22 protein-coding genes are annotated in these 24044 nt (G+C 44.4%); 17 read left to right on the top strand and 5 right to left on the bottom strand.

Features of this window, described 5'->3' with window-relative positions; genetic code table 11:
• The first annotated feature begins 33 nt into the window (after positions 1 to 33).
• From ACQKMP_RS28170 to ACQKMP_RS28145, 6 genes are all read left to right on the top strand, one after another.
• Complete coding sequence (locus ACQKMP_RS28170) at positions 34 to 1338, top strand: replication-associated recombination protein A (protein WP_076284834.1); 1305 nt, start codon at positions 34 to 36, stop codon at positions 1336 to 1338.
• Positions 1339 to 1711: 373 nt separating this feature from the next.
• Positions 1712 to 2728, top strand: coding sequence for an ABC transporter ATP-binding protein (locus ACQKMP_RS28165; protein ID WP_427472187.1), 1017 nt, complete (start codon positions 1712 to 1714; stop codon positions 2726 to 2728).
• Positions 2715 to 3650 carry an ABC transporter ATP-binding protein gene (locus tag ACQKMP_RS28160; protein ID WP_379424581.1) on the top strand — a complete coding sequence of 312 codons (936 nt, stop codon included), beginning with the start codon at positions 2715 to 2717 and terminating at the stop codon, positions 3648 to 3650. The genes ACQKMP_RS28165 and ACQKMP_RS28160 overlap by 14 nt, the downstream gene beginning before the upstream one ends.
• A 4-nt stretch (positions 3651 to 3654) precedes the next feature.
• Positions 3655 to 4617, top strand: coding sequence for an oligopeptide ABC transporter permease (gene opp4B / locus ACQKMP_RS28155; protein ID WP_042191072.1), 963 nt, complete (start codon positions 3655 to 3657; stop codon positions 4615 to 4617).
• 27 nt (positions 4618 to 4644) lie between these two features.
• Positions 4645 to 5550, top strand: coding sequence for an ABC transporter permease (locus ACQKMP_RS28150; RefSeq protein ID WP_042191070.1), 906 nt, complete (start codon positions 4645 to 4647; stop codon positions 5548 to 5550).
• 19 nt (positions 5551 to 5569) lie between these two features.
• Positions 5570 to 7417 carry an oligopeptide ABC transporter substrate-binding protein gene (locus tag ACQKMP_RS28145; protein ID WP_042191068.1) on the top strand — a complete coding sequence of 616 codons (1848 nt, stop codon included), beginning with the start codon at positions 5570 to 5572 and terminating at the stop codon, positions 7415 to 7417.
• A 228-nt stretch (positions 7418 to 7645) separates the two neighbouring features.
• Here ACQKMP_RS28145 and mnmA read toward each other — a convergent pair whose 3' ends face one another.
• A complete protein-coding gene (mnmA, locus tag ACQKMP_RS28140) occupies positions 7646 to 8767 on the bottom strand; it encodes a tRNA 2-thiouridine(34) synthase MnmA (RefSeq protein ID WP_179281720.1) in 1122 nt (373 codons plus the stop codon).
• Between the two features lie 292 nt (positions 8768 to 9059).
• Here mnmA and cymR point away from each other — a divergent pair, with 292 nt between their 5' ends.
• A complete protein-coding gene (cymR, locus tag ACQKMP_RS28135) occupies positions 9060 to 9479 on the top strand; it encodes a cysteine metabolism transcriptional regulator CymR (RefSeq protein WP_042191066.1) in 420 nt (139 codons plus the stop codon).
• Positions 9480 to 9702: 223 nt separating this feature from the next.
• Here cymR and ACQKMP_RS28130 read toward each other — a convergent pair whose 3' ends face one another.
• Together ACQKMP_RS28130 and ACQKMP_RS28125 are read right to left on the bottom strand one after the other, a co-directional pair.
• Positions 9703 to 10920, bottom strand: coding sequence for a sialidase family protein (locus ACQKMP_RS28130; protein WP_379424579.1), 1218 nt, complete (start codon positions 10918 to 10920; stop codon positions 9703 to 9705).
• A 33-nt stretch (positions 10921 to 10953) separates the two neighbouring features.
• Positions 10954 to 11319 carry a hypothetical protein gene (locus ACQKMP_RS28125; RefSeq protein ID WP_042191062.1) on the bottom strand — a complete coding sequence of 122 codons (366 nt, stop codon included), beginning with the start codon at positions 11317 to 11319 and terminating at the stop codon, positions 10954 to 10956.
• A gap of 199 nt (positions 11320 to 11518) precedes the next feature.
• On the opposite strand from ACQKMP_RS28125, the gene ACQKMP_RS28120 reads away from it, so the two are divergent.
• The 3 genes from ACQKMP_RS28120 (at position 11519) to ACQKMP_RS28110 (ending at position 14384) form a co-directional block, all read left to right on the top strand.
• On the top strand, positions 11519 to 11893 hold the full coding sequence (locus ACQKMP_RS28120) for a hypothetical protein (protein WP_379424578.1): 375 nt from the start codon (positions 11519 to 11521) through the stop codon (positions 11891 to 11893).
• 159 nt (positions 11894 to 12052) lie between these two features.
• Positions 12053 to 13261: a glycosyltransferase family 2 protein gene (locus tag ACQKMP_RS28115; RefSeq protein WP_379424577.1), complete on the top strand. Its 1209-nt coding sequence runs from the start codon at positions 12053 to 12055 to the stop codon at positions 13259 to 13261.
• A gap of 25 nt (positions 13262 to 13286) precedes the next feature.
• Positions 13287 to 14384, top strand: coding sequence for a glycosyltransferase family 4 protein (locus ACQKMP_RS28110; RefSeq protein ID WP_042191056.1), 1098 nt, complete (start codon positions 13287 to 13289; stop codon positions 14382 to 14384).
• A gap of 74 nt (positions 14385 to 14458) precedes the next feature.
• On the opposite strand, the gene ACQKMP_RS28105 is transcribed toward ACQKMP_RS28110, so the two are convergent.
• Positions 14459 to 15133 carry an SOS response-associated peptidase gene (locus tag ACQKMP_RS28105; RefSeq protein WP_427472182.1) on the bottom strand — a complete coding sequence of 225 codons (675 nt, stop codon included), beginning with the start codon at positions 15131 to 15133 and terminating at the stop codon, positions 14459 to 14461.
• Between the two features lie 125 nt (positions 15134 to 15258).
• On the opposite strand from ACQKMP_RS28105, the gene ACQKMP_RS28100 reads away from it, so the two are divergent.
• The 6 genes from ACQKMP_RS28100 (at position 15259) to leuS (ending at position 22208) form a co-directional block, all read left to right on the top strand.
• Positions 15259 to 15708 (top strand): DUF523 domain-containing protein, encoded by a 450-nt coding sequence (locus ACQKMP_RS28100; RefSeq protein WP_341129594.1) that lies wholly within the window; start codon positions 15259 to 15261, stop codon positions 15706 to 15708.
• A gap of 230 nt (positions 15709 to 15938) precedes the next feature.
• A complete protein-coding gene (locus ACQKMP_RS28095; protein WP_339243260.1) occupies positions 15939 to 17084 on the top strand; it encodes a cysteine desulfurase family protein in 1146 nt (381 codons plus the stop codon).
• Between the two features lie 98 nt (positions 17085 to 17182).
• Positions 17183 to 17704, top strand: coding sequence for a PRC-barrel domain-containing protein (locus tag ACQKMP_RS28090; RefSeq protein WP_042191050.1), 522 nt, complete (start codon positions 17183 to 17185; stop codon positions 17702 to 17704).
• A 14-nt stretch (positions 17705 to 17718) separates the two neighbouring features.
• On the top strand, positions 17719 to 17928 hold the full coding sequence (locus ACQKMP_RS28085; RefSeq protein WP_036677557.1) for a hypothetical protein: 210 nt from the start codon (positions 17719 to 17721) through the stop codon (positions 17926 to 17928).
• Between the two features lie 245 nt (positions 17929 to 18173).
• Complete coding sequence (locus tag ACQKMP_RS28080) at positions 18174 to 19241, top strand: AI-2E family transporter (RefSeq protein ID WP_042191048.1); 1068 nt, start codon at positions 18174 to 18176, stop codon at positions 19239 to 19241.
• A gap of 516 nt (positions 19242 to 19757) precedes the next feature.
• The gene (gene leuS, locus ACQKMP_RS28075; RefSeq protein WP_339243256.1) at positions 19758 to 22208 is read left to right on the top strand and encodes a leucine--tRNA ligase; all 2451 of its coding nucleotides are present in this window, start codon (positions 19758 to 19760) and stop codon (positions 22206 to 22208) included.
• A gap of 59 nt (positions 22209 to 22267) precedes the next feature.
• Here the strand turns inward: leuS and comER are convergent, their stop codons facing one another.
• Entirely contained in the window at positions 22268 to 23119 is an 852-nt protein-coding gene (comER, locus tag ACQKMP_RS28070) for a late competence protein ComER (protein WP_042191043.1), read from the bottom strand.
• A 186-nt stretch (positions 23120 to 23305) separates the two neighbouring features.
• Here comER and ACQKMP_RS28065 point away from each other — a divergent pair, with 186 nt between their 5' ends.
• Complete coding sequence (locus ACQKMP_RS28065) at positions 23306 to 23944, top strand: ComEA family DNA-binding protein (RefSeq protein WP_427472178.1); 639 nt, start codon at positions 23306 to 23308, stop codon at positions 23942 to 23944.
• The last annotated feature ends 100 nt before the right edge of the window (positions 23945 to 24044 follow it).

The following is a 24044-nucleotide window of genomic DNA, read 5'->3' as shown; positions in this document are numbered from 1 at the left end:
GCTTTTATAAGAATATAGCAAGGAAGTGGAGTTATGGATTTATTTTCTATGGGAGAGGACAACGGGAGCGGAAGGTTGCTTGCGGACCGAATGAGACCGGAGAATCTGGATGAATATATTGGTCAAGAACATATCATAGGCCGGGGAAAGCTGTTGCGAAGAGCGATCGAGGCAGACCAGGTCTCTTCGATTTTGCTCTATGGACCTCCTGGATGTGGCAAAACAACATTAGCTCATATCATTTCTCATCACACACAAGGTGAATTCGTACGCCTGAATGCGGTGGAGGCTTCTGTGAAGGATGTGCGGGAGGTCATTGAACGAGCTCAAAATAATAAAACACTTTACGGTTCTAAGACGATTCTTTTTCTGGACGAGGTACATCGGTTTAACAGTTCACGTCAGGATGCGCTATTGCCAGCAGTAGAAAAAGGTACCATTACATTTATTGGCGCAACTACGGAGAACCCGTTCCATTACGTTAACGGAGCACTTATGAGCCGTTCTACCTTGTTTCAGCTAGAGGCGCTAACGAGTGAACACAGTCTGGTCGCGATGCGCAGAGCTTTAGCAGACAAGGATAGAGGGCTTGGATTCATGGAGCTTCAGGTCGATGAAGAAGCATTACTGCATATTGCTACCATGGCTAATGGAGATATCAGGCGGGCTTTAAATGCTCTGGAACTTGCAGCGTTAACTACTGCTCCAGAGGTAGACGGGAGTGTGCATATCACGTTGGAGGTGGCGGAAGAGTCGATTCGGCGCCCCATTGTGAAGGCAGATGAATCGACGCAGTATGATGTTCTATCTGCTTTTCACAAAAGCATTCGAGGTTCTAGTGATGCTGCCTTGTTCTGGTTTCTGTATGCGGTAGAGAAATTGGGGATGGACCCGATGACTTTTATTCGTCGACTAATTGCAGCGAGCAGTGAGGATATCGGCTTAGCTAATCCCCAGGCTATGGTCCAAGCGGTGAGTGCGCTTGAAGCCTATAGAAATAACGGTTGGCCAGAAGCGAAGCTGAACATTGCGCAAGCCATTCTTTTCGCGGTGGAGAGTCCGAAGTCTAATGCCGTCTATACTGCTATTTCAAATGCAATGGCGAGTATGGATGAGATTAAATCCGCCGAGGTACCGCTACATTTACGTGATACACACTATAAAGGTGCTACTGCTCTAGGGCATGAAGGGTATCAATATCCGCACAATTTTCCGGGGCATTATGTGAAGCAGGAGTATCTGCCTAAGGAGATTTCTCAGCGTGTCTTTTATCAAGCGACCGAGCAAGGGAATGAAATTAAAATCCGTCATAACCAACGACTCCGACGAGAACAATAATCCACCAGTGACTGTAGTATCTTCCATTTTAATGCTAATAAGCAAATAAATTTAATGTAACACAAAAAATATTTATTCCAAAAAAAGGCGGCCTAGAGCCGTTTTTTTGTTGTCTGCGTTACTTTTAATCACATGAACGAATTTTTTTTATAGGAAAAGATTGATAATTTACCATAAGTTAATTAAAATGAACTACAAAGTTACGGAGAAACAAGTTTTAATTCCGATGGAAGTACTTGTACTATTCTTAATGGTGTTAATAATCATAACAGTCTATGTTTGATATGTTTCATGAAAAGAATGCTGTTATATCAAAATTTACATAATATTTCATTGGGTAAATTTTGAAACTTTTGCCGTTAGGGGGATTAATTTGAGCGAAGAATTACTAGAAATTAAGAATTTGTCCACATCGTTCAGAATCGTAGATGACTATTATGCTGCAGTAGACGATGTTACCCTGTCCGTTCGCAAAAATGAGATTCTTGCCATTGTTGGAGAATCCGGCTCAGGAAAAAGTGCGCTCGCCTTTTCAATTATGGGATTGCACACAAGGGCCAAAATAGACGGACAAATCAAATACAAAGGTCAGGATATCGTTACTATGTCTCCTGCTGCACTCAACAAGCTGCGCGGTCAAGAAATGTCTATGATTTTTCAAGATCCTTTATCCGCATTAAATCCACTCATGATTATCGGTTCACAGATTGAAGAAGTACTCATCCTACATGATTCCAAGCTTTCGAAGAAGCAAAGAAAAGAGAAGGTCATTGATCTTTTGACCAAGGTTGGAATCTCCCGTCCCGAACATACATATCAGCAGTATCCCCACGAATTATCTGGTGGAATGAGGCAGAGGGTTGTGATTGCTATTGCGATTGCCAACGGCCCCAAGCTTTTGATCGCCGATGAGCCGACTACGGCACTAGATGTAACCATCCAATTGCAAATTCTTGAACTTATAAAAAAATTAAAAAACGATATGCAAGCAGGCATTATTTTAATTACCCATGATCTAGGGGTTGTCAGTGAAATGGCTGACCGGGTTGCGGTAATGTACGCCGGGCAAATCGTAGAAATCGCAGATATTTATACGTTAACGTCTAATCCAAAGCATCCGTATACAAGATCCTTGTTGAACTCCATTCCAACCGTTAAAGAAGAGAAGTCTAGACTTCATGTGATTCAGGGAATTGTCCCACCATTACAGAATCTTCCGCGTAGAGGATGCCGTTTCGCGGCCCGAACACCTTGGATTCCGGAATGGGAGCATGAGGAAAATCCGCAGCTGCATGAAGTAGCCCCAGGGCATTTTGTTCGCTGCACCTGCCATAATAACTTTCATTTCCCGGATACTAACGAGGAGGCAATCTACAATGGGACTTCTTGAGGTTAAAAATTTAGCAGTTCATTTTCCAATCCACGGCGGCGTTTTTCGAAGAGAAATTGGCGTAGTCAAGGCAGTTGATAATGTTAGTTTTACTATTGAAGCAGGCAAAACTTACGGTTTGGTTGGTGAATCCGGATCAGGTAAGACGACTACTGGTCGTGGAATCATTGGACTCAATTCTATTACTAGAGGTAGTGTGATTTTTGAAGGACAGGATTTGGCTTCAAAGGGTGTACGTAAGCAAAAAAATATCCGCAAGGACATTCAGATGATCTTTCAGGATCCGTACTCTTCCTTGAATCCTAAGAAACGTGTGCTGGATATTATTGCTGAACCCTTACGTAATTTCGAAAAGATGTCTCCGGGCGAAGAAAAAAGACGTGTGCAGGAATTGCTTTTGCAGGTTGGATTAAGCCCTGAAAATATTCTTAAATATCCGCATGAATTCTCAGGCGGTCAACGGCAGCGGATCGGTATTGCAAGAGCTATTGCGCTCAAACCGAAGTTGATTATTGCGGATGAACCTGTCTCTGCGCTGGATGTTTCCGTACAGGCACAGGTGCTCAATTTTATGCAGGATATTCAAAAAGAACTGAATCTTACGTTTCTGTTCATCAGTCATGATCTCGGAATCATTAGGCATATGTGTGATCACATTGGGATTATGTATAAAGGACGTCATGTGGAGCAAGGGACTGCTAAAGATATTTTTGACAATCCTCGTCATATTTATACCAAACGTCTAATTGCTGCCATTCCTGATATTGATCCTAAGCAAAGAGAGAAGCAGACGGAGTTTAGAAAATCAGTAAGTCTGGAATATGAACAAGCGCACCGGAATTATTTTGATGAACAAGGCATGCCTTATCCATTGAAATCCATTTCCGAGACTCATCTGGTAGCCTTGCCTGAGAAAGGTTGAGAATATGTGGAAGATTATTGTTCGTAGAATTCTTATTATGATTCCTCAAATATTTCTATTAAGTATTCTTGTTTTTCTAATGGCGAAGGCGATGCCGGGAGATGCGTTATCAGGGATGCTTGATCCAAATATTGATCCTGCGGCCATCGATGCGATGAGAGAAAAACTAGGCTTAAATGATCCGTGGTACATCCAGTACTGGGATTGGATCACTAAAGCGATTCAAGGTGATTTTGGTCAATCCTTCCGTTTCAAAATGCCTGTATCAGAGCTTATCGGTCAACGCCTCATGAATACACTTTGGCTGGCGATTGTCACGCTGATCCTTACATACCTTATTGCTATTCCACTTGGTATTACTAGTGGTCGTTATAACGATTCATGGCTGGATCGCCTCATTACTGGATACACCTATATTGGCTTTGCCGCACCATTGTTTATTTTCGCTCTCTTAATGGTATGGCTCTTCGGATTTCATCTTCATTGGTTTCCTACTAGCGGCAGTGTTAGTCCTGGAGAAGTTCCGGGTACGCTAAGCCACTTCTGGAGTAAATTCTATCATCTGCTACTGCCCGCGTTATCAATGGCGCTGATTGCAACGGTGGGGACAGTACAATACCTGCGGAATGAGATTATTGATACGAAACAAAAGGATTTCATCCTCACCGCAAGAGCAAAAGGTGCTTCAGAGTCGCGCGTCTACAATCGACATATATTGAGAAATTCCTTACTGCCAATTGCTGCATTTTTCGGATATGAGATTACTGGACTGATCGGCGGAACGGTGTTCGTTGAAAGCATCTTTAGTTATCCGGGTATGGGTATGTTGTTCCTCAGTTCGATAACAATTCGGGATTTCAGCGTAGTAACGGCTCTCGTTCTTCTATATGGGATTGCTGCCATCGTCGGTGCGTTGTTATCAGATATTATCTTAAGTATCGTAGATCCGCGTATCCGGATTAAATAAGAAGATGAACACTTTGAGGTGAATAAAATGGCAAAGACAAGCGCAGAGTTAGCTCTGCTGCAGGAAACAGATAAAAGTCCATCAGGCTTCAGGATTGTTTGGCGTGAGATCGTGCGGGATAAACTGGCTTTGGTCTCACTGATTTTCCTATTTACGATTATTGCCGCCGTTTATGGGATTTCCTTATTTTTAGATCAAAAAGAGATTGTTACGGTTGACTTGTTCGCACTGTATGAGAAGCCTTCGGCTGTACATTGGCTTGGGACCGATTATGGAGGGCGGGATGTATTCGGTCAATTAATTATAGGCACACGAAATTCCATGTCGATTGCTTTTATGGTTACTTTTTTTACGGGAATCATTGGGATTCTAGTAGGTTTGTTCTCTGGATACTTTGGGGGAACGATAGATAATATTTCGATGCGTGTTGTAGATTTCTTCATGATTCTACCCTTTCTAATGATTGTTATAGCTTTTGTAAGTGCAGTTCCTAAATACAATACGTTAACTTTCTCCTTTATCATGACTGCCTTTCTATGGATGGGGATTGCCAGGTTAATACGTTCCAAAACGCTACAAGAGAAGGAACTCGATTACGTTCAGGCATCAAAGACATTAGGTTCCTCCAATCTTAAAATTATGTTCTCACAAGTGCTGCCAAACTTAAGCTCAATCATTATCGTCACGATGACTTTGAATTTGGCAGCTAATATTGGATTGGAATCAGGCCTATCCTTTCTAGGTTTTGGTTTTCCGGAAAGTACACCCAGTCTGGGCACTCTAGTGAGCTATGCGAGAAATCCGCAGACACTTGAGTTCAGATGGTGGATCTGGTTACCCGCATCACTGCTGATCTTGGTGTTGATGTTGAGTATAAATAATGTGGGTCAAGCGCTCAAACGTGCGACCGACGCAAGACAAAGAAAAGGATAATAAGGGAGGAAATGATTAAATGAGAAAACCCATCCGTTCAAAGGCACTACTAGTTTCATTAATGTTTGTAATGTTGTTCGCCCTTGCAGCCTGTGGCTCCAAGAACAACAACGGAGCGGCTGAGTCAACAGCAGCACCAAGTGCCAGTGCTCCTGCGGAAACCGCAGAAGCGACGGCAGCACCTGAAGCAGAAGACGGACTTTATAACATTAAAGATTTCAGTAACATTAAGACAAATCAAGGTGAAGCTATTGATGGAGGCTCGATTACTTTTGGTCTCGTTTCCGACAGTCCATTTGAAGGTACTTTGAACTGGAACTTCTATTCCGGAGATCCGGATGCACAAGTGTTGAATTGGTTTGATGAAGGTTTGTTAACATGGGATAAAGATTATGTATATACAAATGATGGTGCAGCAACGTATGAAGTCTCGGAGGATGGACGTACCTTTACCTTTACGATTCGCGACAATGTGAACTGGCAGGACGGCAAGCCAGTAACAGCAGAAGATTGGTTGTTCGCGCATGAGGTTATTGGTAATCCGAAATATGATGGACCACGTTATGGTTCTGACTTTACAAATATTGAAGGTATGGATGATTACCACTCCGGTAAGGCCAAGACCATTTCTGGAATTAAGGTGCTGGGTGATAAGAAACTGCAAATTACTTATCTGAAATCTACACCTTCTCTGTTAACAGGTGGGGTTTGGATTTATCCGTTAGCCAAACATATCTTTGGTGGCATGGATGTTGCGAAAATTTCCTCTTCTCCTGAATTACGTCAAAAGCCGATTGGCTTTGGAGCTTTCAAAGTGGAAAGTATTGTTCCTGGTGAATCTGTAGTATTCGTTAAGAATGACGATTACTGGCGTGGAGCTCCTAAACTGGATAAGGTAATTCTGAAGGTTATCAACCCTACAACGATTGTACAGGAGTTGAAATCTGGTGGAGTTGATTTAGTGGATTCCTTCCCTGTTGATCAATTCCCGGATAATGCAAAGATGTCAAACGTTGAATTCCTGGGTGCGATAGACCGTGCTTATACGTATATTGGATTTAAGCTGGGGAAATGGGATGCAGAGAAAAAAGTCGTTGCTACCGATCCTAAAGCTAAAATGGCGGATGTGAACCTGCGTAAAGCCATGTGGGCTGCTGTAGACAATGATACAGTGGGTAAGAAATTCTATAATGGTCTTCGCTGGAATGCGACAACTTTAATTCCACCTTCCCATCCGGAATTCCATGATGCTACTAATCCGGGTGTAGCTTACGATCAAGAAGCCGCCAAGAAAATTTTGGATGATGCAGGTTATAAGCTTAATGGTGAATTTAGAACGAATCCAGATGGCAGCGAGCTGAAGATTAATTTCATTTCGATGACTGGTGGAGACATTGCTGAACCGCTGGCTCAATATTATGTACAATCTTGGAAAGCAATTGGCTTGAATGTAACTTTGGAAATGGTAGAGTTTAATACCTTCTATGATCGTATTGGTCAAAATGGTGAGGATGATCCTACCGTTGATGTGTATCAAGGCGCTTGGGGTGTAGGGATTGACGTCGACCCAACAGGTCTATACGGTAAAGATGCAATCTATAACTTCCCTCGTTATGCAAGTGCAGAGAATGATCGTTTGCTCGCCGAAGGGGTTTCCGAGGCTGCATTTGATGTAGACAAACGTAAAGAGATCTATAAAGAGTGGCAACAGCTCATGGTAAACGAAATTCCAGTATTCCCAACACTTTATCGTGCAGTAGTAGTCCCAGTTAACAACCGTGTCCTGAATTATGCGATTGGTGATGGCACAGGGCTCTACTATAACGACATCGCAGTATCTGCAGATAAAGCTGCAGTAGCTCAGTAAATAGAAACAACACAGAACAGCAGTTCAGGGAGAGTTTCCTGAACTGCTGTTTGTTTATTTCTATTTGAAGCGTTCATTTGGTTATTATTCGCTTCAAAGTCGGTTAGTTGTATTTCATGCAACTAAAACCTAAATGTTAGAGCTAAGAATGTAATATAACAGTACATACTACAGCTATTTCTTGTGTTTTCGTATATTAGAGTTAATGTTGTGAGTTATAGACTACACTTAAGCTTGCGCTGAAGGAACAACCTTCTCGGCATATTCTATCGTTCCGCCACCGAGACATTGCTCACCGAGATAAAAGACAACGGCTTGGCCAGGTGTTATCGCTTTTTGTGGAACATCAAAGTCTACGTTTATCGTTCCGTCTTCCCGTGCTGTAAGGGTCACGCCCTGATCAGGCTGGCGATAGCGGAATTTGGCGGTGCATTTTAGCGGCTCAAGACCTAGCTCTTGCCCGTTAATCCAGTTTACACCGGAGGCAATCAGACTAGTGGAGTACAGGCTGTGGTGCTTGTCTCCTTGAACTACATAAAGAATGTTGCGGCTAAGGTCTTTTTCGGCTACAAACCAAGGTTCACCGTTACCGGAGCCACCAATGCCAAGGCCTTGGCGTTGACCCAATGTATAGTACATAAGTCCATCGTGGCGGCCTTTGATTTCTCCAGTTGTTATATCTACCATATCACCCGATTGTGCTGGAAGATACTGGCTGAGGAATTCGCGGAAGTTACGCTCACCGATGAAGCAAACGCCTGTGCTATCTTTTTTCTTGGCAGTATAGAGTCCGGCTTCTTCGGCAATTCTCCGGACTTCCGGTTTCGGAAGATGACCAATCGGGAACATTGCTTTAGAGAGTTGATACTGTCCCAGCGCATTCAAGAAATAGGTCTGGTCTTTATTGTTGTCTACACCGCGGAGTAGCTTGTACACACCATCTTCTTCTATAACACGCGCATAATGTCCAGTCGCTACATAATCGGCGCCAAGCTGAAGGGCTTTGTTCAGGAACTCTCCGAACTTGATCTCTCGGTTGCACATGACGTCTGGATTCGGCGTCCGGCCGGCCTTATATTCATCGAGGAAATACGAAAATACTTTGTCGAAGTATTCCTTCTCGAAATTAACGGTATAGTAAGGAATATCAATCTGCTCGCATACGCGGCGAACATCCTCTGCATCGCTTTCGGCTGTACATACTCCGAATTCGTCGGTATCGTCCCAATTTTTCATAAAGATGCCGATGACGTCATAGCCCTGCTGCTTGAGCAGAAGCGCCGTGACGGAGGAATCGACCCCTCCGGACATGCCGACGACGACACGGGTGTCTTGTTTTGCTTTTGTCATCGTAATCACCATTTCTGTACCCAAAATACCGGTCATTCATGGAACACCCGGCTCAAAATGTATTATAACATACCTGTCTACTGTAAAGCCTAAAATAAGAGGCTGAGAATAGAAAAATGTCCACCAGGGGTGAACATTCTTGCAAAATGTTTCGTTTGCCATTTCATTTGTGACTTCGAATATGATAACATAAACTAAGAGTAATCATCGGAATACCTTGATATGACAAACGCATGACTTACCGAATCAATAGTATACAATAACTAGACACTAAACCGAAAGAGGTGCCCCTTTGAAAATATCAACCAAAGGACGTTACGGACTAACAATTATGATGGAGCTTGCACTGAAATTTGGTGAAGGACCGACCTCACTTAAGAGTATCGCTGAGAAAAATGGACTTTCTGAACACTATCTGGAGCAGCTAATTGCTCCTCTGCGTAACGCAGGACTGGTAAAAAGTATTCGTGGTGCATACGGTGGATACATTTTATCACGTGAGGCTAGTGCTATCACAGCGGGTGACATCATTCGTGTGCTAGAGGGCCCAATTTCTCCAGTAGATTTTACTGAAGAAGATGATGCAGCAAAACGCGATTTATGGCTGCGTATTCGCGATAGCATCGCCGACGTACTAGATTCCACGACTCTTCATGACTTGATTAATTATAAAGAAGAGAGCTTGGCTGACAACTATATGTTCTATATATAGTTAATGTATTTGGAATAAAAAACTTAAAGTTATAGCATTATCGATGTTTAAGCCCCCTTTTTGGGGGCTTTTTTAATGGGAAAATCACATTCAGAGTAGTCAATGAAGCTTGTCATCTCGATTACCGGGAGAAAGGTCCAGGTTACTCTCGTTACGCAAAAAAAAGGATGCCCTATATTCGTTCGGCATCCTTTTAATTAATCATCAGAAGTTTATTAATAGCTTATTGATTATCACCAAACCAGATGTTCTCAGTACCGGTCCGCGTGTCCGTCCATACGCTCACTAGACGGCCTGTTTGGGGGACAATGGCATTGCCGATGTAGTCCCCAATTAGGGGAATGCCGGTGACGTCAAAGGAAGTTGTCGTTATACGGGTGTTTGTAAACGTCATCCCCCCATCTCTAGATGTAGCTAGATAAACATCAAGGTTGAGGGGATTGACTCGATTAGTGTAATAGGTAACGAATATTGCGCCATCCGCAGGGGACACGGTGATGGCTGGGAAAAAGTTTTGGGAGCCCGCTGGACTGCCCGTAATGGAGATTGGTGTACCCCAATCCACACCGAAATTGGTGGAAGTAGCAAGAAAAATATCGGAATAACCTTCTCGAAAATCTTGCCATACAGCATAGACATTACCTTGCGTCGTCGGTGCATTAGAAATATCCGCTGCGAGGGAAGGGTATGTCAGACATCTAAATGTATATCCCGGCAATGGATCTGGTGGGACTACAACGCTGGCGACCATGGTTTCAGGGGTGAAACTGACCCCGCCGTCTGGGGATGTGCGAATTTTAAGATCAGTATTACCGGGAGGCTGATTGATCCATCCCACGACAACAATCCCGTTTAATGTAATTGCTATACCGGGGAATTCTTCAAATTCTTCGACCGAAGACAGCAGGGCAGGACTGAAATAAGTATTACCGCTATCTAGGGAACGATTGAAGAATATCGTATTTCCTGGTATGAATTGTGTGTTGTAATCATGCGTATAACCAGTATATACATTTCCAAAAAAGGGACTTGATCCAGCCTTGTCGGTGACAACGACCACCTGGTCATCATTCACAAACTGTCCAAACCCTTGATTCACGATGACTGGCGGTCCGAATGAAGAGGCGTTGTCGACAGAGGTATAGGAAACGATCGACCCGCTGAGACCATCTGAATCGAAGGCGTGAGCCAATACTACGAACGTGGTCGGAAAAATATAATCAATATGTGGTGCTTCGATGCCTGCAAATCCTGTCGGTAACGGTAATAACGTTGTTGTCCAAGTGGCACCTGCGTCAATAGATTTGTACAAACCTATATTGGGAGGGCCTGTTCGAAGATCTACAGCTACGGCGACCATAACCGAAGGATTAAGCCAATTTACCGCGATGGTGGGCTCGAATTGAGTGCTTGTGCTCGGCGAAAGTTGAATATTAACCATGCAAAGCTCCTTTCGTCATAGAGTTTTCGGTACTTACGGGTTCAGCTGAGCTATGAAAGTAAGTTCGGATTGCAGCACTCTTTGATGGGGGATGACGTTTCCTGACGAATCCGTTCCGAACACCGTGATAATCGTGTCTGCCGGTGCGTTTCCAGTTACGAGAAATTGGACTTCATAAGCTGAATTGCCTGCGATATTAAAACTGAGAAACTGGCTGGTGTTCGCATTAACATTTAATGAGTTGGAGTAGACTAAACCTTTACTAACCAAGGTATTCCATACGTAAACGTGATAGACTACGTTAGATGAAAAACTAAGGTTGTCATTATCGATATTAATGACCACGTTGGATGCTGGGGTAGTCCCTGTGTTCGTAATGATGCCTGTTGTTGTTGCCATGAGCTTCACCTCTTTATTAGTTTGCTATATATATATGAATTGAGATTCATTGTGTTTGGACAAGGGAATCAGAAAAATCGCGGAAATTGGAAATATGAGAGGTATGCTATTATTCCATGAATCTCCCCTTCCTCTTGCCTCGCAACTTACAAATTAATCCTGAATAAATTGATAGAAAATGAGGGGAGGAGTGATGGAAATGGCTTTTACAACAGGTCTTATTACTAATACGAGAGCTACTGGTACTGCAGCAAGTAATGTAGTGGTCAGCGTTCGCAACACAAGTAACGCGAGTGCAATGATGATCGTCGAAGTTTTCGGCGTTCCGTATTCAACGCTTGCACTAACACCGCTTTATGTCACAGGTTATTATGTTCCAGCAATGAGTTCTGATATCAGAGAGTTCTTCATTGCAGGGAATGTCGCTTACGAGGTTCAGGTAAGTAGTCCTTATCCATTGGCTAATGTGGTGTGCTCCATGTACGGATTGGACGAGTTCGGAAATCTTGTTACAGAACAAAGAGTGCTTCAATCTGAATTAACGGAGATTACTGCACTTTCTTTACCTGTATAACAGTATTTTTGGGAAATCAAGAAGCAGCCACCGATGAGAATTGGGTGGCTGCTTCTTTTTTTTAGGCGCAATAAAAGCTCTTAGAGGCATTCACACAGGCACAAAGGTGGAATTTAAATATACTAATTTTATACTCCAATGTAGAGAGAGGTAAAAATCATGGCGGATGTAGGAGTAGTTATGCCTTTGTATACCCAAAAGCCGGAATTCCTCCGGCAAGCTCTGGAGTCTGTTCTGCGCCAAACCTTCACCGAATTTCGACTGATCATTGTAATTGATGGTGCGCCAGATATGGAACCGCTTGTGAGATCAATAATTGCCGAGGATCCAAGGGTAACTATTATCTCTTATGTACAGAACAGGGGTATTGCACATGCGCTGAATACGGGCTTTGATCTTTTATTTAGCGAACCCAGTATTCAGTATTTGAGCTGGGTCTCCAGCGATAATGTTTATGAACCCCGTTTTCTCGAAATCCTTCGAGGTGCACTAGTGAAGGGGCCGCAGGAGCTAGGAATCGTGTACAGTTCTTTTCAAAGTATAGATAACGAGGGAAACCTACTTCATAACGAGCATCAGCTAGCTACTCAGCGAAATTACCAGTCACAGCCCAAAGAGAGATTGCTGGATTACTCGCTTATTGGTGTTTCTTTCATGTACAAATCGCAGGTTGCGAAGCTTGTTGGGGGGTACGGAATGGAGCCGGTGGAGGATTATGATTACTGGCTGAGACTTGCTGAACATTGTGATATTCGCTTTATCCCCGTGGAGCTGGTGAATTATCGCGTGGACTCTACCTTTAGTGTATCTGCACAGTTACATTCCACTGAAAATCATCGGAGATGGAGATATACGTACCACTTGACCCGCCATCAGGCGCGATTCCGTAGAGGGATTCGTCCTATGATTACCGTTTTATTTCCTGTAGTAAATGCTGGTGCGGAGGAAATAGCGAGGATAGAGAATTTGTATGAACAGACGTATAGCAATTATGAGTGTCGGGTGCTGGATTTATCCCTTACGGGTCAACCATCTGTTCTAATAGGTTCAATCCCTCATCCTGCAACAGAGTTTGTTTACATGCCAGGAGTTGTGGAGTCGCACGCGATTTGTGGAGCGCTAGAGCACTTGGCCACTCCCTACACGATAGTTCTAGGTCCCAAGATTTTCATTGGAGCACTCGATATTGAATATATGCTGGAGGCTTTGATTACTACCGGTGGAGACACGATCTCCAATTATTATACAGATGATCATAGCTTGATTGGATTCCGGCATAGACATGTCCCATCGACTAAAAATCACTACTATAATGAGCTGTTTCGAAGCACAGACTTGTATGATTTGTTGAAGATCTATTTTTCCTAAAATAATATGTGAATGAGTGATCGTAATGAAGATTTTGTTCACCTTCTTCAACCCGAGCGGCGGCATGCAGACCCTGAACCGAGTGCGCTGCCAAGCATTACATGATCGCGGTGTAGAGTGTCATTTGTTGTACACACACCCTGGAAAAGGGCAGCAAAATATCCCTAATATTCAAACCTATATTACCAATAATGATGACGAGATCAGGGGACTGCTCACTCGGGAAGCTTTTGACTTGATTGTAGTGTGTACGGATATTTACTTAGCGGAGAGGTTTAGAGGGTTTGGTTACAAGGGGCCGCTTGTTTTTGAGGTGCAGGGATTGGGGACCTTAGATGAAGCGGAGCAAGTTATTAGTAATTTTAATGAGCGGATTCACAAGCTAACCGATGCACTGCTCTATCCAGAAACCACTCATTTGCAGACGCTTTTTAAAGGTGGATTTCCATCTGTTAGTCAATATTGCTTTGACAATCCGATCGATTGCGATCAGTTTGGATATACCAATTATCCCGCAAAAAGCTTTCCCATCCTCGGCTGGGTGGGACGAATTCAAACGAATAAGAACTGGAGAGAATTTCTACAAATCGGACAACGGCTGCTGGCGATCCATCCCGAGCTTTATTTATGGATTTTTCAGGACGATACTTTGTTTGAGCCGGAGCAAAAAGAGAGCTTCGAACAATTTGTAGCCGAGACAGGGATTTCCTCACGTTTGATTTCGCATTCCAATGTTCCTCACGGGCAAATGGCAGATTATATGAGCATTATTGGTGACTCGGGTGGACTGTTATGTTCAACCTCTATTCTCGAGGGGTTTGGGTACGCAGTAGCCGAGGCGATGTTGTGTCGTTGTCCCGTTCTTACTACGGATTCGGATGGCATTCGGAGACTTGTCATTAATAATCATACTGGAAAAATATACACAAGAGGGCAGCTGGATGAAGCTGTGAATGCTGCTTTATCTTTAATGCATGATCCAGCACTGCGGGACAGAATTAGGATGAATGGCGAATGGCATATTCGAAACAATCTTTCCTCCGGGCTGTATGCGGATAGATTTCTCCAGATGTCTCATCAATTGATGAGACGCCGGTCTAAGATCGAGCGTCGATGGTCTTAACTCTGCGGTTATGCCGCAGGGTTAAGATGTTTTTTAATATAAGATTTTATATGCTTACGTTATAAATTATCCTTCTATTTCTGTGCCTCTTCAATTAATTCCTTTGCATCATTCCGAACATTTCCGACAGCCGTGGAAACTGGATAGGCTCGCATTAGTTGTTGATCATACGGTTTCAGGAGCTTTATTAGAGAAGTGGTGTCCTGATTGCCCCGATCCAGCCATTCTGTCTCATCCTCAGGCTTCAAAATAACCGGCATGCGATTATGGATTTCAGCCATAAGCTCGTTCGGAGTAGTCGTTATAATCGTGCAGGTACTTAGTTTATTACCCTCAGGGTCCATCCAAATATCATATAATCCGGCCATAGAGAAAATACCTCCATCGCGCATCATGATCCGCATGGGTTGTTTGCTGCTGCCCTGCACCTTCCATTCGTAGAAGCCGTCAGATGGGATGATGCAGCGGCGTGAGCTTACTAAGCGCTTGAAAGAAGGTTTCTCCAGCAGCGATTCTGCCCGGGCATTGATCATTTTATTGCCGATTTTGTCATCCTTTGCCCATGAAGGAACCAGGCCCCAACGCAGCTCCCCGAGCTTATTGCTGGAACCTGTATGAATGACTGCCGGAATTTGCTGCATGGGCGCGGCGTTATATTTAGGGGCATAGTGGATAATGGTTGAATCATTCGCAAAATATCTGACCATCAACTCTTCCATAGTGACGGTTATTGTATAGCGTCCGCACATTATTTACACTCCCCAGTCAGTAGATTAGAAGTTCACTCCGTTTACAGCTTAATTTCATCATGTTATGCTCGGAATATTTCTTATTATAAACGAAGCGGAATGAATGAAGAAAGAGGTGCTCATTGGTGATTTTGGTAAGCTCTTGTCTAGCTGGCATGAAGGTGAGATATAATGGTACGGATTGTTTGGATGAGAAAATTCAGAAGCTTTTGAATGAGAATCAAGCGATTGCTGTGTGTCCAGAGTTGCTGGGGGGATTCTCAACGCCTAGAGAACCAGCCGAAATCATTGGTGGGAATGGCGAGGATGTGCTGGCAGGGACGGCTAAAGTAGTGGATCGATCAGGTACAGATGTTACAGATATGTATTTAGAGGGTGCTTATATTACGCTTGCAAAAGCCCAAGAGGTATCAGCTACGATGGTAGTGCTTAAAGAAAACAGTCCTTCTTGCGGCAGCAGTATGATTTATAATGGGGAATTCAAAGGGAAGAAAATAGCCGGAAATGGCGTTACTACAGCTTTACTTAGAAAAAATGGCATTGAGGTAACCTCTGAAGAGAACTGGCTACTATAATCCTAGCTTTCATAGGGAAATGATTACAATATTGTGTTCTTTCGCTTGTGGAAAACTCACTTCTCGCGCGGTATAATTTAATAGTTCCAAGTATAAACGCCTTCGGCGTCCTTTTTAGGACGGTTAGCGTTTAAGCGAGAAATATAAGGATAATGTATAATGTGAAACTTATACCTTCTTATATTTTTAGAAGAACTAGTTTCCTATACTCTAGAAGCGGAGAAATGAATATGAAATCCATCTATTTGGACCACGCCGCATCAACCCCGGTTCATCCCGAGGTGGCTAAGGTCATGCTGAATATAATGACAGAACAATACGGAAATGCATCGAGTGTACATCAGTTCGGGCGTTCAGCTAAAAGAATATTGAACGGGGCGCGCGATAATATCGCCGCCTTTTTGGGCTGTTCACCTGACGAGTGGGTGTTCACTGGAGGCGGCACCGAGAGTGACAATTTAGCACTCTATGGAGCAGCAGCTGCAGTTTCCCATAAAGGAAAACATATTATCACCACCCAGATCGAGCATCATGCAGTGTTACATACCTGCGAAGAGCTAGAGAAGGAAGGCTTCAAAGTTACCTATCTCCCTGTGGATTCGACGGGTAGGGTATCTGTTACAGACGTAGAGGCTGCATTGCAGGAAGACACGGTGTTGATCAGCGTAATGTATGCCAATAATGAAGTCGGCACCGTTCAGCCTATCAAGGAGGTTGGTCAGCTTGCTAGAGAACGGGGAATTCTGTTCCATGTAGATGCTGTACAAGCTCTAGGTGCACTCCCTATTACACTCCGAGAGCTTCCAGTAGATTACATGAGCTTTACTGCTCATAAGATCAATGGGCCTCAAGGGATCGGTGGTTTATACGTTCGAAGCGGAGCGCCACTGCATCCAAGACTTCATGGCGGCCTTCAGGAGCGCGGCAGACGTGCCGGAACAGAGAATCTAGCCGGAGCAGTTGGGTTTGCTAAAGCCGTTGAAATAGCGGTTAAGGGGCTGTCAGAACGTCAACAGAATATGAAGCTCCTGCGCAGTAGACTGCTCGAGGAGCTGGATACTCTGATTGGACGGGAGCGTTACTCGCTTAACGGTAATACCGAGGAGTTTTTGCCTAGTATTCTGAATTTGAGCTTCCCAGGGGCTGGGACAGATGTTATGCTGATGAACCTGGATATGGAGGGGATTGCGGCAGCAAGTGGTTCGGCTTGCACCTCAGGATCCCTGGAAATATCTCATGTTCTGAAAGCAATGGGACTTCCCCAAAATATTTTAGAGTCTGCGATTCGATTTAGTATCGGTTTGGGTAATACTACTGAAGAAATCGAGTACGTTGCTCGAAAAGTTGAAACCATTTTGAATCGCCTACGTAAATGAGACTAGTTACTCTAGGTTTCGATCTGTATCGGGGCGATTCGGCTTTTGGCTTTCTGAGAACTCGTAAGTACACTCAAAGTGAGGGGACCGAGGCAGCCATGAGACTACAAGATCTGATCGGCTTGGCTGTATTTGAAGTTGAAGAGGGGAATGAAATCGGCAAGATTGTCGATATCCTACTCGATTCAAACTGGAATATTACGGGTATTGAACTGGAAAGCAAATCTTTTTTTGGTGGCCATGTGAAATTTGTGGCATGGAAAGATATTGTGGCCTACGGCGAGGATGCTGTCATGATTCGTAGTAAAGAGTCGATTGATAAGACAGATGCTGATCATATACCTTGTACTTTTCTACTAGGAAAGAACAAACTTAAGGATTTGAAAGTACTGACTACAACTGGAACTATACTTGGACGAATATCGGATGTTTATTTTGACCAAAAGTTGGGAAACACAATAGGAGCGCTGGAAATCAGTGACGGGCTTGTGACTGATTTGATCGAAGGCCGCAAATGGCTGCCTTGTTCTGATGAGATGTCCATTGGTGAGAATGCTCTAATGGTTCCTGCAATGAGCGAAGAACGGCTACAAAAAGCCATTAATATTGTTAACGGATAGGTGGAATGTATTATATGAAGTGTCCAAACTGTAACTCCAAAGATATCGGAAAGATTGGTTCCCACCAGTTCTATTGCTGGGGCTGTTTCATTGAATTGACGGTAAACGGCGAGAAAATGTCGGTGTATCAAGTTGAAGAAGATGGCACACTCAGCTCGCTGGACGATCTCTTCTCCGGGGATGATATGACTCAGGATTTCCCGCAAATTCATGCGTCGTCTTAACTATGAAGCTTGCTTTGTAAGCAAGAATGATCTATGTACTTAAAGCGTCAATCTCCTTTCAGTTGAAATCAGCTGCAGGGTTATTGGCGCTTTTTTTGGGTTCCCCGCAAAGTACCTGATTCAGCATCGAAGCAAAAGCCTCACTTTGTGGGGTTATTTTGTGTGCTTGATGGTTATTTTGCTGCGGCCATACATATACTTATTTACGAAGCTAGTCCAGGCTACAGTCGCAGGAGGGTACACTCATGGAGCAATGGTCCCAAAGTAAGTGGTTCCGCTGGATGATCGGAGTGCTGCTCTCCCTGATCATTTTGTATTTTGTTTGGTTGCTTCGTCCGATGCTGCAGGGGATATTTGTATTTTTGAAGGCAATCCTCGCTCCATTTCTGGCAGCTATGATTATTTCCTACGTGCTGAATCCCGTCGTTAGTATGCTGGCTGGACGGAAGATGCCGCGTAGTGTAGCTGTTCTACTTATATATGCAGTATTCCTAACGGCGATTGCAGTGATCGCAATTAACCTTATCCCGATGTTTATCGAGCAGCTTGAAGAGTTGAATGAACATTTGCCAGAGATGACGCTGCAAGCCCAGGGGCTGATGCGACATATGAATTCTAGACTAATCCCGCCCGGGGTCGAGATGGGGATGAATAACTGGTTTTTTCAACTGGAAAGTCGTCTCGCTGAAGGGATTTCTAATTTTCTCGATAATATAGGGACAACGATTAATGTGCTGTTCAATGCTTTCATCGTACCGTTTCTAGTGTTCTATATTCTGAAGGATTTTGATGTGTTTGAGCGGACGGTGGTGTCTTGCCTGCCCCGCGCACGCCGCAAGTCTATTGTAACTTTGTTAAAAGATATCGATGATGCACTCGGCAACTACATTCGTGGACAGTTTCTGGTCTGCATTATTATAGGTGTGCTTGCTTATATCGGGTATGCCATTATCGGAATGCCGTATGCTTTACTGTTTGCCAGTGTGGTGGCAGTGTTCAATATTGTTCCGTATATGGGTCCTTTTTTGGGGGCTGCACCAGCCATTGTGATGGCTTCGACTGTTTCTTTTCGTTTAGTGCTGTTGGTTGCAGTGGTTAACACAGTGTGCCAAATCGTGGAAAGTAACATTATTTCACCACAGGTGGTGGGAAAGAAGCTGCATTTGCATCCGCTGCTCATTATTTTTGCGCTTCTGGTTGGCGGTGAATTGGCGGGAATGATCGGACTTATCCTTGCTGTACCGTTCTTCGCAGCTGCAAAAGTCGTTATTCAACACTTTATGACGTATTTAATCAAACGAAAGCCCGTGTAAATAGGGTAAAACATTGACTATAGACAACAGTTTTGTATATAATGTTGGGGAATATTACTGATGAACAGTCGGTATATATAGTTGATCGATGATGAGGAGTATTAATTCTATACCGTTATTGCAGAGAGCCGGCACTAAGGTGCGAGCCGGTTAACGGAACGGAGTGAACTCACCTCGGAGTAACGGCGCAAGTTTCAGGATATCCACTAGACATAATGGATGCCCTAGGTGAACCGTCGTCGCCTCACCCCCGCTAAAGGGTGCAAAGTGAGTGGCAGAATAAAGTATATTCAGCCGCTAACTAGGGTGGTACCACGGGAATTATAACCTCTCGTCCCTAGCGATAATACGCTAGGGATGGGAGGTTTTTTTGTAAATATAAGAGGGTATAGGTTTCCCGAAATACTTCATGTCTTATATTTCTCGCATAAACGCTTACCGTCCTTATAAGGATGCCGATGGCGTTTATGCTTGGTTAAGAAATCTAAGTAGTAATACTCCAAGGAGGAGCAGACAATGAGCGACAATCAAACAAACAGTATACCTGCCGGCGGTTACCGGGCGCAGGCTATTGAGCCCAAATGGCAAAAGTTCTGGGATGAGAACAAAAGTTTTAAGACAGGTGAAGATCCAACCAAACCGAATTTCTATGCACTGGATATGTTCCCGTACCCTTCAGGTGCAGGACTGCACGTAGGTCATCCAGAAGGCTACACAGCAACGGACATCGTATCCCGTTACAAACGGATGCGTGGTTTTAACGTGCTGCACCCAATGGGCTGGGATGCTTTTGGACTTCCTGCAGAGCAGTATGCAATGGATACAGGTCAGCATCCACGTGATTTTACAGATAAGAACATCGATAATTTCCGTCGTCAGATCAAATCGCTGGGTTTCTCCTACGACTGGGATCGCGAGATCAGCACTACAGATCCAGATTATTACAAATGGACGCAGTGGATTTTCATCCAGCTGTACAACAAAGGCTTGGCTTATGTAGCAGAAGTACCTGTTAACTGGTGCGAGGCACTGGGTACAGTACTTGCCAACGAAGAAGTTATTGATGGTAAAAGTGAGCGCGGAGGACATCCGGTTGTCCGCAAACCGATGCGTCAGTGGATTCTGAGAATTACTGAATATGCTGAGCGTCTGCTTGAAGATCTGGAAGAGCTGGATTGGTCTGAAAGCATCAAGGATATGCAGCGCAACTGGATTGGCAAATCCACAGGTGCAGAAGTGAACTTTGAAATTGAAGGTCACGATGCTAGCCTGACCGTGTTTACAACACGTCCAGATACATTGTTCGGAGCTAGCTACTGTGTATTAGCACCAGAGCATGAACTGGTTGATGCCATTACAACAGAAGCACAACGTGCAGCGATTGCAGAATATCGTGTGAAAGCTTCTCATAAGAGCGATCTGGAACGTACAGATTTGGCTAAAGAGAAGAGCGGTGTATTCACGGGTGCGTATGCAATCAATCCTGTGAATGGTGCCAAGGCACCGATCTGGATTGCAGATTATGTACTTGCCGGATATGGAACGGGTGCGATCATGGCGGTTCCAGGTCACGATACTCGCGACTGGGAATTTGCTAAACAATTCGGCCTGAATATCGTGGAAGTCGTACAAGGTGGCAACGTTGAAGAAGAGGCGTATTCCGGAGACGGACCGCATGTCAATTCTGATTTCTTGAATGGACTTAAGAATGAAGAAGCGATTGCGAAGATGATTGCTTGGCTTGAAGAGAAGGGCGTAGGTAAAGGTAAAGTAACCTATCGTCTGCGTGATTGGCTGTTCAGCCGTCAACGCTACTGGGGAGAGCCGATTCCAATTCTGCATTTGGAAGACGGTACAATGAAGACTGTTCCGGTTGATCAGCTGCCGCTGGTACTGCCTGATGTAGATGCGATCAAACCATCGGGTACTGGGGAGTCTCCACTTGCGAATGTAACAGAGTGGGTGGAAACGATCGATCCTGAGACTGGTATGAAGGCTCGCCGTGAGACCAACACCATGCCGCAATGGGCGGGCAGCTGCTGGTACTACCTGCGTTATATTGATCCGAAAAACGATCAAGAGCTGTGCTCCCCTGAGAAGCAAAAAGCATGGCTTCCTGTGGATCTGTACATTGGCGGAGCGGAGCATGCTGTACTTCACTTGCTCTATGCACGTTTCTGGCACAAGGTGCTTTATGATATCGGCGTAGTGGAAACGAAAGAACCGTTCCATAAGCTGGTTAACCAAGGCATGATTCTTGGAAATAATAATGAAAAAATGAGTAAATCACGCGGAAATGTCATCAACCCAGATGAAATTGTTGAAGCTTTCGGTGCAGATACATTGCGTGTCTATGAAATGTTTATGGGCCCTCTGGAAGCAACCAAGCCTTGGAATGAAAAGGGTGTTGAAGGGGTTCACCGGTTCTTGTCCCGTGTATGGCGCCTGTTCGTGAATGAGGAAGGTAAGCTCAATGCCAAAATCACAGCAGATGGCGGTACGGAAGAGTTCAAACGTACTTGGCACAAAACGATTAAGAAAGTCACTGAGGATTTCGAACATCTGCGTTTCAATACGGCGATTAGCCAGTTGATGATTTTCATTAACGATGCCTACAAGCAAGAAACCTTGTCCCATGAAGCTGCCGAACACTTTGTGCAAATGTTGTCACCACTGGCGCCGCATATTGCTGAAGAGCTGTGGCAACTGCTTGGTCATGAAGGAAGCATCAGCTACGTGGCTTGGCCAGCTTATGATGAAGCATGGACAGTCGATGCTGAGGTTGAAATCGTTATTCAAGTTAATGGTAAAATCGTACAACGCGCCCTGATTCCGCTGGATATGGGTCAGGAAGAAATGCAAGCTCATGCGCTGTCACTTCCTAATGTGAGTGCAGCTGTAGAAGGTAAAACCGTACGCAAGATTATTGCGGTTCCTGGCAAGCTTGTAAATATTGTAGTGGGTTAAGCGAAGAACGCAATTCTGCCCGCAGCATCGGAGAAATCCGTGCTGCGGGCTTTGTTGTTCTAACGTTCTTTAGGACCCTGATTAATAGTGTCGTGTCCGAATAGCTCATCAAGCTTAATAACATCCTCATCATATTTATCATGCGTTGTCGTGATGAGGCGTTCAAATACACCATCTAGACTGGTACGTAAGTGGCTTAACGCTTCTGCAGTAATGCCACCGCGAACAGCGACCCGTTCTTGAAGCTCTTGCGGGGTAAACTCCCCTTCTGTCAGTAATTTGCCTGTTCCAAGCAGCATTTCACCAGCGAGTCGGCTGATTAATGTCTCTTCAATTCCAGTGGCCTCAACGGCTGCTTCTATCCAGCGCTCAATGAAATAGCTTAAGAACGCAGGTCCACAGCTGGAGAAATCAGAAGCGATTCGGGTATGTGCTTCTTGGATTTCTAAGGGAACACCTATGAAAGACAATAGCTGTAGCAGTACAAGCCTGTCTTCTTTATTAAGCCTGCTGCCAAATATGCACAGTGAAGTCCCACTCTTGACGCAGTGCGTAATGCTTGGGATGATCTTGGCAATTTTGGACGGCAAAGCGGATTCCAGATGATGCAATTGAACTGGACTTGTAATGGATACGACAATTTGCTCACTCCGGAGACATGAGCCGATCTCATCTGTTAATGTTTTAAATTCAAGTGGCTTTACGCATAAAAAAACGATATCACTTCCTAACGCTGTCTCCCTATTGCTTCCGCAAATGGAAATGCCGGGGTGACGCTTCTCAAGCTCCAGCAGCTTATTCAGGCTGCGGTTGCTGGCAAGCACATCACACGGTTCTAGCGCTCCGGAAGAAAGAAAGGCGTCGATCAGCAGGCTGCCCATGCTGCCTGTTCCGATAAATCCTACTTTCACCTGTGGTTCCTCCTTTCTAGCATTGCTTTTTACTAACTGACATGAATTCTCTTCGTTATATGTATGCAGGATAGCCTTGGACAAATGACAGGTTTTGTATGAATTATTAAAGGGAATTCCAATAAAAGGAATGTATGAAGATTCACAAAAAAGTATAGGACGAATTTTCGTGAGGGGGAGCGCATTTTGAATAAAGGGAATATAGTGCTCGGAGTGGTTGTAGTTCTACTGGGTGGTGGGTTGCTATGGTCTGCAGGGAGCAAGGGGGATTCCGGCATTGCCGGATGGGAAACCTTGAATGGAAGCATGGAACAAGCGATTGGAGTCGCTGAGCCAGGTGAAGCTTCGGCTACAGAGGGCAAAGTGGGAGGCCAGCAGACGAAGGTAGATAAGCAAAGTGCTGGGAAAGTTACAGTGGGAGCCGAAGCTATTGGGAAGACTGATGCTTCTGGGAAAACTGATAGTGCTGGAAAGGCTGAAGTTAGTGATAAGTCTGATGCTGCTCAGAAGGTGAAGGATACTGCACAAGTAGATCATACTGTCCCGACTCCAGTAGATGAAAAGGGGACAACAGTTACTGGAGAGATTGCTTTGGAGGCGCTTGAGGTTACCGCGTCAGTCGTTTCACAGGAAGGTAAAATAAATGTGAACACTGCGGGTGCTAAGGAGCTGATGGATCTCCCAGGCATCGGAGAGAAGAAGGCCCAGACTATAATCGAGTACCGCAACCGTGAAGGGGCTTTTCGTAGTCTGTCAGATTTGGGGAAGGTGAAGGGGATCGGGCCCAAAATGCTAGAAAAGCTAAAGCCTTTAGTAATATTTTGAAGATAAAAGGGTATTGAAGGTACTGTTGAATGTGCTACAACCGTTGTCCTAGTGAATACTTGCGGGGATGTGCTACAATAGTTAACAACTATTTAGAAGG

The sequence above is a fragment of the Paenibacillus sp. NPDC101420 genome (assembly GCF_050277435.1).
In the GTDB taxonomy this organism is placed as follows: domain Bacteria; phylum Bacillota; class Bacilli; order Paenibacillales; family Paenibacillaceae; genus Paenibacillus_AQ.
The sequence above is the reverse complement of the archived record's forward strand: the minus strand, read 5'-3'. Positions and strand labels throughout refer to the sequence as shown.